Annotated in this window: 13 protein-coding genes; 11 read left to right on the top strand and 2 right to left on the bottom strand. The window is 30.5% G+C overall.

Annotation, left to right across the window (positions count from 1 at the left end; translation table 11 throughout):
• Positions 1 to 173 precede the first annotated feature (173 nt).
• The 5 genes from AC34EU_RS02290 to AC34EU_RS02270 all read left to right on the top strand — a co-directional run bounded on the left by AC34EU_RS02290 (position 174) and on the right by AC34EU_RS02270 (position 3,786).
• Complete coding sequence (locus AC34EU_RS02290; protein WP_487534419.1) at positions 174 to 398, top strand: Kazal-type serine protease inhibitor domain-containing protein; 225 nt, start codon at positions 174 to 176, stop codon at positions 396 to 398.
• 84 nt (positions 399 to 482) lie between these two features.
• Positions 483 to 1,478 (top strand): SMP-30/gluconolactonase/LRE family protein, encoded by a 996-nt coding sequence (locus AC34EU_RS02285; protein ID WP_487534418.1) that lies wholly within the window; start codon positions 483 to 485, stop codon positions 1,476 to 1,478.
• Between the two features lie 66 nt (positions 1,479 to 1,544).
• Positions 1,545 to 1,874, top strand: coding sequence for a 7(1) septoil knot domain-containing protein (locus AC34EU_RS02280; protein ID WP_487534417.1), 330 nt, complete (start codon positions 1,545 to 1,547; stop codon positions 1,872 to 1,874).
• Between the two features lie 80 nt (positions 1,875 to 1,954).
• Positions 1,955 to 2,395 carry a hypothetical protein gene (locus tag AC34EU_RS02275; protein ID WP_487534416.1) on the top strand — a complete coding sequence of 147 codons (441 nt, stop codon included), beginning with the start codon at positions 1,955 to 1,957 and terminating at the stop codon, positions 2,393 to 2,395.
• A gap of 155 nt (positions 2,396 to 2,550) precedes the next feature.
• Positions 2,551 to 3,786, top strand: coding sequence for a M14 family metallopeptidase (locus tag AC34EU_RS02270; protein WP_489696018.1), 1,236 nt, complete (start codon positions 2,551 to 2,553; stop codon positions 3,784 to 3,786).
• Between the two features lie 186 nt (positions 3,787 to 3,972).
• Here the strand turns inward: AC34EU_RS02270 and AC34EU_RS02265 are convergent, their stop codons facing one another.
• Both AC34EU_RS02265 and AC34EU_RS02260 read right to left on the bottom strand, forming a co-directional pair.
• Positions 3,973 to 4,620: a bifunctional 4-hydroxy-2-oxoglutarate aldolase/2-dehydro-3-deoxy-phosphogluconate aldolase gene (locus tag AC34EU_RS02265; protein ID WP_487534414.1), complete on the bottom strand. Its 648-nt coding sequence runs from the start codon at positions 4,618 to 4,620 to the stop codon at positions 3,973 to 3,975.
• A gap of 6 nt (positions 4,621 to 4,626) precedes the next feature.
• Positions 4,627 to 5,649 (bottom strand): sugar kinase, encoded by a 1,023-nt coding sequence (locus AC34EU_RS02260; protein ID WP_487534413.1) that lies wholly within the window; start codon positions 5,647 to 5,649, stop codon positions 4,627 to 4,629.
• A gap of 149 nt (positions 5,650 to 5,798) precedes the next feature.
• On the opposite strand from AC34EU_RS02260, the gene AC34EU_RS02255 reads away from it, so the two are divergent.
• From AC34EU_RS02255 to AC34EU_RS02230, 6 genes are read left to right on the top strand one after another with little or no spacing between them, the layout of a single operon-like run.
• Complete coding sequence (locus AC34EU_RS02255) at positions 5,799 to 7,115, top strand: gluconate:H+ symporter (protein ID WP_487534412.1); 1,317 nt, start codon at positions 5,799 to 5,801, stop codon at positions 7,113 to 7,115.
• 5 nt (positions 7,116 to 7,120) lie between these two features.
• Positions 7,121 to 7,588, top strand: a complete 468-nt coding sequence (locus AC34EU_RS02250) for a RidA family protein (RefSeq protein WP_487534411.1) — start codon at positions 7,121 to 7,123, stop codon at positions 7,586 to 7,588.
• A 4-nt stretch (positions 7,589 to 7,592) separates the two neighbouring features.
• Complete coding sequence (locus AC34EU_RS02245; protein WP_487534410.1) at positions 7,593 to 8,729, top strand: D-TA family PLP-dependent enzyme; 1,137 nt, start codon at positions 7,593 to 7,595, stop codon at positions 8,727 to 8,729.
• Positions 8,713 to 9,777, top strand: coding sequence for a dipeptidase (locus AC34EU_RS02240; protein WP_487534409.1), 1,065 nt, complete (start codon positions 8,713 to 8,715; stop codon positions 9,775 to 9,777). Before AC34EU_RS02245 ends, AC34EU_RS02240 begins: the two co-directional genes overlap by 17 nt.
• 59 nt (positions 9,778 to 9,836) lie before the next feature.
• Positions 9,837 to 11,423, top strand: a complete 1,587-nt coding sequence (locus AC34EU_RS02235; protein WP_487534408.1) for a M81 family metallopeptidase — start codon at positions 9,837 to 9,839, stop codon at positions 11,421 to 11,423.
• A gap of 5 nt (positions 11,424 to 11,428) precedes the next feature.
• Positions 11,429 to 12,265, top strand: coding sequence for a polysaccharide deacetylase family protein (locus AC34EU_RS02230; RefSeq protein ID WP_487534407.1), 837 nt, complete (start codon positions 11,429 to 11,431; stop codon positions 12,263 to 12,265).
• The last annotated feature ends 10 nt before the right edge of the window (positions 12,266 to 12,275 follow it).

The following is a 12,275-nucleotide window of genomic DNA, read 5'->3' as shown; positions in this document are numbered from 1 at the left end:
TAATGTGGCAATTCGGAAAAAGACCTGATGTAAATTCTAAATAAAAAAATACTAAGCCCAACACCGTATATAATTTATTGATCATTTTTTGCTGTTTTTTACACTTTTTTGATGTTTTTCTGCTTTTTAATATTTTGACTTTAAATCACCTTCAATTTATTATATTTAATACTATGAAAAAGCTACTTCTTGTTTTACTATTTGTTCCATTAACTTCTTGTTTTAAGGGTGATGGAAATAGTAATTCAAATGAGTGTAAGGAAAATGAAAATATAAAAGAAATAGCTTGTACAAAAGATTATAATCCTGTTTGTGGATGTAATAATAAAACGTATTCAAATCAATGTATGGCTGGTGCTTGGGGCATAGAAACCTATACAATGGGCGAATGTAAATAAGGCATTTCTTCTTCGGTAAGTTCAGGTATTTTTAATTTCTTATATTTATTATATTTCAGAAATATTAATTATAAATCAATTAAGATGAGACTCACCCGACTATTTCTTATAATAATTTCTTTTTGCTTTTTAAGTTGCAAAAATTCAAATGATGATAATAAAATTAAAATCATAGATAAATCTATTAGAAGCATAATTGATCAAGAAGCAGAAATTGAAGTCATAGCAGATTCATTGTTTGTTTCTGAGGGACCATTATGGGATGAAAAAATAAAATCTTTATTGTTTACTGATGTTGCCCAGAATAAAATTTTCAAATGGAACAAGGACACTGGAGTTGAAGAGTATATAGTTCCAAGTGGCTATACTGCTTATGCTCCAAATTTTGAAGAAGGATTAATTGGTGCAAACGGAATTACTTTTAATGATAATGGAAGATTAGTAGTTTGTCAACACGGAGATAGAAGATTAGCCGTAATAGAAAATATAGGCACAAAAACACCTTCATTTACAACTTTAGTAGATAACTATATGGGGATGAGGTTTAATAGTCCAAATGATCTAGCTATAAGTCAAAATGGAGATGTGTATTTTACAGATCCTCCTTACGGTTTTTTTGATATTGCAAGTCAAAGTTTTAATAACAAGTACAAGGAATTGGACTATAGTGGGGTTTATAAACTTAGTTCTACTGGAGACTTAAGTTTGATTTCAAATGAAATGACTTTGCCAAACGGAATTGCACTAACCCTTGATGAAAAATTTTTATTTGTTAATAATTCAGATGCTGATAATCCGGTAATTATGCGATTCAATGTTGCCACTAATAAAGGTGAATTATTTTTTGATGGCACGGAGTTAAGTAAACAATTCGAAGGAGGGTTCGATGGTTTAAAAGTACATTCTTCTGGTAATATTTTCACTTCTGGACCCAATGGAATTCTTATTATATCACCAAAGGGGGAGTTAAAGGCAACTATCGATTTGGGTGGAGGAGTGACAAACTGTGCCTTTGATACAAATGAAGAAAATCTTTTTGTAACTGGTTTTTCAAAAGTTTATAAAATTCAACTTAATTAAGGTTAAATAACAGGCATATCCCCTTCAGTAAGTTCAGGTATTTTTAATTTTCTTACATTTAAGAATATGAAAAAGCTACTTCTTCTTTTACTGTTTGTTCCTTTAGCTGCTGTTTCTCAAAAAATATTTTCAGTAGAATATTCTTCCCAGGCAGATATAAAAGTTTATGTAGTTGATTATAAATCTCAAGCTGACCTTAATGTTTTTAAGGTAGATTACTCTTCACAATCAAAAGGAAATGAAGGCTTATGGTATTTTATTGAATATCAGTCTCAAGCTGATAAAAATATATATTTTGTTGATTATGCATCACAAAGTGATTTGAAAATTTTCTTTGTTGATTACAAGTCTCAAAGTGGATGGAATACTAACTCTAAAAAATTCTTAGTTTATTAGGAAGGGTATAACTTTTTCTTAGCCTGCTGTTTTTTCTTACATTTATGAATAACTAACACAATTAAAAAACTATATTATTTATGAATAATCCATCGGACATTTTATTTACAGTTACTGGAATAACTTTTATATTACTATCATTATATGGCTCAATTAAATTAAAAAGAACTCCTTTCTTATTAGGTATATGTTTATTTAGTTTTTTGCCAATTATAGGAGAATCAATTGCCTATTCGGATGATCAATCTTTATTTCATTTACCCATTATAATGGCTTTTATCGCTCAAGCTATTCTAACCATTCCTACTAAACCTAATTATGGGTCTGATAATTTAGCCGCAACTTCAATTGCTAAAAAAATTGGTCTTGCTATTTTGTTTACTAATGCTTTTCAGGCTTATATGATTTTGTCATTAGATCTTGGTGTGCCAGACTTATATGGATATTTCCATATAGCAATTGCCCTTATAATATTATATACAATCACAAGATCAATAAAAGAAAAAGCACAATGGGAATAATCAATGTTTATAGGGTATTCGGAGTTAATTTTTATACATTTTAGATGTATACCAATTAGCTCTTCCCAACGCATACGACTGATTGATTTGCCAAGTGTAACTGATATGTCTTATATGTTTAATGAAAGTTCATAATTTGTAAATAAAACTAATCAATGATGAAATCAATAAATCAATTAAAATATTATATAATTTTTTGTTTATTAATTGGTTGTATTTCAGCGCCTAAAGTTGTTTTTAAGGAATATGTTGATACAAAAACTAGATCAATTAGTTTTCAGAAAAAGAGAATCTTCTCATTTGATGAATCAGGAGTATATTTTTCAAATGATTTTGAAGGTGCTCGTTTAAATAATATTAATCAGTTAAATGACAGCACCTATGTTTTATCAATTCTGCCAGAGAATAAGCCAATTAATCCTAGTCCTTTTTATGCCTTTAAGATTTGGAGCTCCTCATCTAAAAAAGTTTTATTGAGGTTTAAATACCCTGAGGGATACAAACATCGTTATATTCCTAAAATCAAATCTAATGGTAACTGGAAAATAGTCGATTCTTTAAATTTCAAATTTGATCAAAATATTAGCTCATTAATTCTTACGATAAATGAAACACCTAAAATTATTTCTGGACAAGAATTGCACACCAGTAGTATTATATATAATTGGGTAAATGATTTAGTTAAGGGTAAAGAAAACTATGTGAGATTTAAAAAAATAGGTAAAACTAAATTAAATCGACCTTTTAAAGTTTTAGATATTTATAAAGGTTTGCCAAAGAATAAACCAGTTATTGTTTTATTAACTCGTCAACATCCTCCAGAGGTAACAGGGTATTTTGCTTTTAAAGCATTTTTGGAAACCATACTTAAAGAAAATGAATTATCATCAAGTTTTTTGGATAACTATAGAATTTTAGCTTTTCCACTTATGAATCCAGATGGAGTTGATCTTGGTCATTGGAGACATAATGCTGGGGGTGTAGATACAAATAGAGATTGGTCTTTTTATCATCAATCTGAAATAAAAACTACAGTTGATTACATTACAAAGGTCCTTAATAAAAATAATTCAAAACTTTTATTGGGACTTGATTTTCACTCTACATACTATGATGTTTTCTATACTAATATAGAAAGAAAGTTAACTGCATTACCAGAATTTTTACCTAAATGGTTTTCTTCTTTAGAAGAAAGAATCCCTGAATATAAAGTAAATGAAAAGCCAAGTAATAGTAGACAACCCACTTCCAAAGGCTGGTTTCTTTATGCACATAAAGCCGTAGGTGTCACCTATGAAATAGGCGATGATACTCCAAGAGATCGGATTAAATTAATTGGCAAAGAGTCTGCTCAAGCAATGATGAGGATTTTGATAAACAGTGGGGAATAAATACAAACCCATAATTATGGGCAACTAAATGCATATCTTCTTCAGTAAGTTCAGGTATTTTTAATTTTCTTACATTTAAGAATAATGAAAAAGCTACTTCTCCTTTTACTGTTTGTTCCACTTGTTTCTTTTGGGCAGAAAATGGCGCTTTATTTCTTGAAACTGAAGATGTAGGTGGAGAGATGGTTAGTGAAATTGATTTTTGATTTTTTTTAAAAAACTTCTTGCATTTGAAGTTATTAAATTCCAATTTTTAGATTTAATTAATTCTTTTGGCGCTATCCAACTACTTCCAATAGCTAATACAAAATCATTGTTAATGTAATTTAAACAATTAGATAAGTTAACTCCTCCGGTGGGTATAAATTTTAAATTTAAATGATTATATGGTTTATAAATATTTTTTAAATAAGTTAAGCCTCCATTGCTTTCGGAATGAAAATATTTTAAAATATTACAGCCATTATCATAAGCAATTTCTATTTCTGTTGGTGTTGAAATACCTGGAATAAATAATAGATTTTCTTTTATACTTAAATTAATTATTTTAGGATTACAGCCAGGTGAAAAAGCAAAATCAACTCCAATATCAATTGCAGAAGTCACTTGATCAGCACTTATAAGAGTTCCAACACCAACGCTAATACTTTTAACATTTTTTATAATTTCCTCTGCACATTTGATTGCCTTAGACGAACGAAGTGTTATTTCAACTATATTAATACCTCCTTCTAATAATGCGTTAGCTAAAGGAATTGCATCTTCAACCGAATCAATTTCAATAACAGGAATTACCGCTGCTTTTTTTATTTTTTTTACTATTTCGGTACTCATAAAAAATTATCTAGTAAGATGACCTTGGTTTTCATGTGAAGAAATTTTAAAAATTTCATTCTCTTTCATAATATTAATATCTCCTAAAAAAGTTTGTGTAATTGAATATGCATTTGCTGCAAAATTTATAATTTTATTACCTTTCCATTGATTTATTATACCATGTAAGGCTCCAGCAACAAAAGCATCTCCCCCTCCAATTCTATCTATGATTCTTGTTTTGATGGGCTTACTTAAGAAAACACCATCAGAAGTTTTAATGAGTCCTCCAAGAACATTTTCATTTGCATTAATTTGATTCCTTATCGTCATTCCTATTTGCTCAAAATTTCCAAGATCAGACAGAGCTTTCGATGCAGATAAAGTTGCCTTCTCTAGTTGAATATAATCTTTAATTGAATTTGTTTTAAAATCGTACAAATCAACCATAACACCCAAATTACCAAAAACAATATCAACATCCTGTATTATTTTATTAATGAATTTCGATGCCTGATCTTTTGTCCATAAAGTTCTTCTATAATTAAAATCAAAAACTATTTTAATTTTTAATTTTTTAGCAATCTTAATTGAATTTAATATGTTAGTCATACAAAATTCTGAAAGTGCAGGAGTTATTCCTGATAAAATTAGATGACTAGAGTGTTTTAAAACATCAACCCATTCATCTTCTGTAATTAATTTATTTGAAAAGCATGAGTTTTTTCTATCATAAATTACTTCGGCACCTCTGTTTGAAACACCATGTTGAAAGTAATACGTACCCATTCTCCCATTTTCAAAGAAAATATTACTTGTATTAACGCCAAATTGTTGCATGTTCTTTTTTGCAGCAATACCTAGTTGATTATTTGGTAAAACTGAAATAATTTTTGTTGAATGCCCTAAAAGAGATAAACTACAAGATACATTTACCTCTGATCCGCCAAAAAAAGTTCTGAATAAATTAGTTTGTTCAATTAAATCATAATGATTTTGAGGACTTATTCTTAAAAGTATCTCTCCGTAGGATGCAATCAATTTTTTCATCTAAACAAGGTTTAATAACCAAAGCTATATTGTTATAGGCCTAGTAAATATAATCATTTGATTTAAAGACTTGAAGTCTAACTAGCTTTTGAACTTAATTTTATTAAATTTAAATTTATATTGAAACTTAAACATAAAACATAATATTTATGCCCCTTTTTATTGTCGTTTGTGGAATTTTGTTGCTCTTTACTCTAATAGTTTTCGGAAGATTAAATGCATTTATTTCTTTCATTTTAGTTTCTTTAGTGATTGGAATAGCTAATGGAATGCCAATCAATCAAGTCATTGAATCGATTGAGGATGGGTTTGGAAATACACTTGGATCGTTAGTTATGATTTTAGGACTTGGAGCTATGTTTGGAAAAATAATTGCAGACAGCGGAGCAGCCCAGCAAATATCATTCAAGCTAATAGATTTCTTTGGAATAAACAACATACAATTAGCCGTCATGCTTTCTGGCTTCATTATCGGTCTTACTATGTTTTACGAAGTAGGGTTTGTTATTTTAGTTCCCCTTGTTTTTACCATCGCTTCTTCTTCTCGACTTCCTTTAATGTATGTGGGACTCCCTTTATTGGCTTCATTATCGGTTGCCCACGGATATTTACCTCCTCACCCTGGACCAACTGCTGTTGCAATTCTTTTTAACGCAAGTATTGGCAAAACATTAATTTACGGGATTATAATTGCCATTCCGGCTATTGTCATTTCGGGGCCAATATTATCTAGAGTTATAAAAAAGGTTGATGCTAAACCTTTAAAATCTTTTGCTCCTCCTGAAGTTTTTGATAAAAAAAAATTACCAAGTTTTTTCATCAGTATTTTCTCAGCTTTATTTCCTGTTTTTTTAATAAGTATTTCAACGATCTTAACAGCTTTTATTTCTGAGAAAAGCAACTTCTTTACTTATATAGAGTTTTTCGGAAATCCTTCTATTGCTTTATTGATTTCATTAATGTTTTCTATTTATACTCTTGGTATTTTTAAAGGAAGGAGTATGGATGAAATTATGAAAAAATGCTCTGACTCAATTAAGGGAGTTACTATGGTTTTATTAATTATAGCTGGATCTGGAGCTTTAAAAGAAGTTTTGATTGATAGCGGCGTCAGTGTTTACATCGGGAGTTTATTAAAAACCTCAAGCTTGTCTCCACTTTTGCTAGGATGGGCTATTGCCACTTTAATAAGAGTTTGTGTTGGGTCAGCTACTGTTGCAGGACTAACGACTGCAGGGATATTAGTTCCTGTAATTACAAATACTAATGTAAATCCAGAATTAATGGTTCTAGCAATTGGTTCTGGAAGTCTTATGCTTTCTCATGTTAATGACGGAGGGTTCTGGTTATTTAAAGAGTATTTTAATGTTTCTGTAAAAGATACGCTTGCAACTTGGACTGTCATGGAAACTTCTATAGGTATTATAGGTCTTATTGGAGTATTAGTATTAGATTTATTTATTTAAAAAACATGATTACACTTCCCTCCCAAAGAATAGAAATACTTCAATTAATTCTACCATCACCTCCTAAACCTGCAGGACTATATAAACCTATTATTATTTCTGGAAACTTATTGTTTGTTTCAGGCCAGGGTCCATTAAAAGAAGATGGAACCCTAATGAAAGGTAAGGTTGGCAAAGATCTTTCATCCTCTGAAGCAAAAATTGTAGCGAGACAGGTTGGCTTAACCATGTTAGCCACAATTAAAGAACATTTTAAAGATATAGATAGAATTAAAAAAATAGTTAAAGTTTTAGGGATGGTAAACTGCACTTTAGAGTTCGAGGAACATCCATTTGTGATTAACGGATTTAGTGAGCTAATGAGAGATGTTTTCGGAGAAGACCTTGGTGTAGGAGCGAGAAGTGCTGTAGGCAATATTCTCCCAGGAAATATTCCTGTAGAAATAGAAGCAATTTTCGAATTACATTCTTAGGCATATGAAAAAAGGTATATATCAAAAGGATTGGTTTAACGTTATTGATTCTGAAAAACTGATAAGTCCAGGCCTAATAATTTTCCCAGAAATAATTAATAGGAATATTAAAAATATGGTTTCAATTGCTGGTTCTGAAAGTAGACTTTGGCCACATGTGAAAACACATAAACTAGAAGAAGTAGTCAATCTTCAAAAACAGTTTGGTATAAAAAAATTTAAATGTGCTACGATTTGTGAGGCTAATATGCTTGCTAGCTGTGAAGTTGAAAATATTTTACTTGCTATTCAACCCTCAATACAGAATTTGAAGCTTTTGATTGAATTACAAAGTTCTTTTCCAAAAATTGAATTTTCTACTATTGTGGACAATCAAAATACGTTAAAATTAATGACTCAAATAGCTCAAGAAACAAATATTAAATTAGCACTCTGGTTAGATATTAATAACGGAATGAATAGAACTGGTGTGTTTTCAAAAGATTCAGGTACTGAATTAATCAAAACTATTTTTAAAAATAAAAATTTAATTTTTAAAGGGTTACACGTTTACGACGGTCACATCAGACATAACAATTATAAAAAAAGAAAAGAAGAGTGTGATAAAGCATATTCATTTGTTGATGATATAAAAAATGAAATAGAAAAAGAAGGAGTTCAAGTTCCCAATATAATAACCGGAGGCTCTCCAACTTTTAATATACATTCAAAAAGAAAAGGCAATTTTTTGAGCCCTGGAACCACTCTTTTATGGGACGCAGGTTATGAAAGTCTCTTTCCTGAAATGAATTTTGAAATAGGAGCCCTTGTCGTTTCAAGAGTAATTAGTAAGCCACAAGAAAATCTTCTTTGCTTTGATTTAGGACACAAATCTGTTGCATCTGAAATGCCATTACCTAGAGTTATAATTCATGGACTTGAAAAGGCAAAACACATAAGTCAAAGCGAGGAACATCTAATTGTGGAAACATCTGCAGCAAATGAATATGAAGTAGGTGATATTGTTTATGCAACTCCATATCATATATGTCCTACAGTCGCAAAATATGAGTATGTTCAAACCATTGAAAAAGAAAGAGTCTCTTCAATTTGGCAAGTAAAATCAAGAACTTACAATTTAAATAATGTCTTTAATTTTTGATGCACATTTAGACCTAGCTATGAATGCTCTTGAATGGAATAGAAATCTTATTCTTTCAGTTAATGAAATACGAGATAAAGAGCAGTTTCTCACTGATAAACCTGACCGTGGAAAAGGAACTGTTTCTTTAGAAGCAATGAGAAATGGTAATATAGGTTTATGTGTTGCAACACAAATTGCCAGATATGTAAAGCCTAAAAATAATTTACCAGGCTGGAATTCTCCTGAGCAGGCTTGGGCTCAAACTCAAGGTCAATTAGCTTGGTATAGGGCTATGGAAAGTCTTGAGGAAATGATACAAGTAAAGTCTAAAGAAGATCTTGAGAATCATATAATAAATTGGGATAATAATTCGAAAAAGCCTATTGGATATATCTTGTCTTTAGAAGGCGCAGATTCGATTATATCAATGGAACATCTTAATAAATCATATGAAGATGGTTTGCGTGCGATCGGTCCTGCTCATTATGGCCCTGGAACTTATGCATATGGAACTGACTCATCAGGAAGTATTGGTGTTAGAGGAAGGGAATTGTTAAATGAAATCGAAAAGCTTAATTTAATTCTTGACGCAACACACTTGTGTGATATAAGCTTCTGGGAAACAATGGAAAGATTCTCAGGACCTGTCTGGGCAAGCCATAACAATTGTAGAAGCCTTGTTCCAAATGAAAGACAGTTTAATGATAAACAACTTAAGGAGTTAATTAAAAGAAAAGCAGTCATAGGAGTTTGTCTAGATGCATGGATGATTATTCCAGAATGGAAAAGAGGAGTTTCAACTCCTAAAGAAAGAAATCTTTCATTAGAAAAAATAGTAGATCATATTGATCATATTTGCCAATTATCAGGAAATTGTGACTATGTAGGTATTGGATCAGATCTAGATGGGGCTTTTGGAAAGGAGCAATGTCCATTTGATCTAAATACAATTGCTGATCTCCAAAAAATAAAACCTATTCTAAAAAATAGAGGTTATTCAGAGTTAGATATTGATAAAATATTTCATAAAAATTTTATTAATTTCTTGCTAAATACCTGGAGTTAATCTGATAAGTAAAATTTAATGATTAAAAATATTTATATTATGGTAAAATTGATTTAGTTATGAAAAAAAATTTTCAAAAAATAACCTTAATTTTATTTTCCTTAATAATTATAATTTTATTCTTAACTGAATTAAAGAAAGATTCTGTTCCAACTATCCCAAAAATTGCTATAGCTGGTCTTGGTATTGAATCTAGCACTTTTTCTCCTGCTGTAACCCTTGAAGATGCTTTTCATCCAAAAATTGGTAATGAAATTTTTGAGCGCTATCCATTTTTATCTTCAGATTCTAATAATAGAAAAAGAGCAGATTGGTTCCCTACTTTGGTTGGTAAGTCCTTGCCTGGAGGTATAGTAACTAAAGAAGCATACGAATCATTAGTAAATCAAACCTTAAACCTTCTTAAACAGAACCTTCCCTATGATGGATTATTTTTAGATTTACATGGTGCTATGAGTGTTCAAGGGCTAAATGATGCTGAAGGAGATTACATAAAAAGAATACGAGAAGTTGTTGGTTATGATACTGTTATTTCAACTTCAATGGACTTACATGGAAATGTATCTGAGAGACTTGCTGAAGAGTCAGATTTAATTACCTGCTACAGAATGGCTCCACATGAAGACGCCATAGAGTCCAAACAAAGAGCATTAGAGAATTTATTGACAAGAATTGAAAATGGAAAAGGAAAGCCTTTGTTTAAAGCATGGATACCAGTTCCAATCCTACTCCCAGGAGAACAAACTAGTACTAGAATCAACCCCGGGAAAAAGCTTTATTCACAAGTTGAGCCAACTTCAAAAATTAAAGGAGTCTTAGATGCAGCGATTTGGATTGGATATGCTTGGGCTGATGAACCAAGGAATCACGCTGTTGTTGTTGTAACTGGAGATAATGAAAAAAACGTGAAATCCTCTGCTGAGAAATTAGCAAATAGTTTTTGGGAATACAGAAATGAATTTGATTTTGTTGCACCTACCACTACTCTAAAAGAAAGCCTTAAACTGGCACTTAATAGTGATAAAACTCCTTTTTTCATAAGTGATATGGGAGATAACCCAACTGCTGGAGGGGCTGGAGATGTTACTTGGACTCTAAAAAAACTTTTAGAAAAAGAAGAATTTAAATCTATCGATGGACCTTCATTAATATATGCTTCCATACCAGGACCTGAACTTATAGAAAAAGCATTAAAAATTGGAGAAGGAAAGGAAATCGAAGCTTATGTTGGAGCTCAAGTTGATAATAGATATTCCCCTCCAATTTTATTAAAAGGAATTATAAATAAAATAAAAATAGGAGATCTTTATGCTGAAACAGAAGTTGTTGTTCAAGTTGGAAGTATAAATGTTATAGTAACAAACAAAAGAAAACCCTATCATAAAGAAAAGGATTTTAGTGACTTAAATTTAATTTTAAAAAAAGCTGATATAGTAGTCGTAAAAATTGGGTATTTAGTTCCAGAACTCTATGAAATTCAAAAAGACTGGGTTATGGCTTTAACTCCTGGTGGAGTTGATCAAGATTTGATTCGTTTGGGTTATAAAAACATTAAACGACCTATGTTTCCTCTAGACAAGGATATGAAAGATCCAAATCTAAAAGCCCGGTTAATCCCTTTATCTGGCAGCTCAAAAAAATTATAAATATAATGTCATTTGGAGCTCAAGAGCCAAAACTTCTAATTATTCATGCTGATGATGCAGGATTATCTCACTCTCAAAATAGGGCTATTATTGAAAGTCTAAGAAATGGATTAGTTAATTCATATAGTATTATGACTCCATGTCCTTGTTTTGAAGAAATAGGTGATTTTGCAAAATCAAATCCTCAATATGATTATGGCATTCATCTTACTCTTACTTGTGAGTGGGAGAATTATAAGTTTGGGCCAGTTTCGCCTGTTGAAAGTGTAAAAAGCTTAGTCAATGAAGATGGAGATTTCTATAAAACTAGAAATGAACTTAAAACATTCGCTGATATAAAAGAAATAAAAAAAGAATTAAATGCACAAGTTCAAAAAGCTTTTGATTACGGTTTAAATCCTACGCATATTGATTCTCATATGTACAGTGTTGGAATAAATAAAGAGTGTTTTAACCTTTATAAAGAATTAGAAAAAGTTTATAATATCCCTATCCTTATTAATAATGAATTATTAGAAATGGTTGGATTAAATGCAAAAGAAAATATTAATAAAAATGATTTTGTGTTTGATAATATCTGCATCGCTAATTACAAACACTTCTCAAATAATAGATTAAAAGATTATTATTTAGACTTTATTGAAAATATAAAAAGCGGATTAAATATTATTTTAATTCACCCTGCTTTTAATGATCCTGAAATGAAAGCTATAACCATTAACCATCCTAATTTTGGCTCTGAATGGAGGCAAATAGATTTTGAAATATTCACGAGTCAAGAAATTAAATCCAAAATTGAGAAAAACAATATCCAATTAATCTCATGGAAAGAACTCCAATAAGAACTGAAAA

Source organism: Candidatus Marivariicella framensis (assembly GCF_982709265.1).
This window is presented reverse-complemented; position numbering and strand designations above follow the sequence as displayed.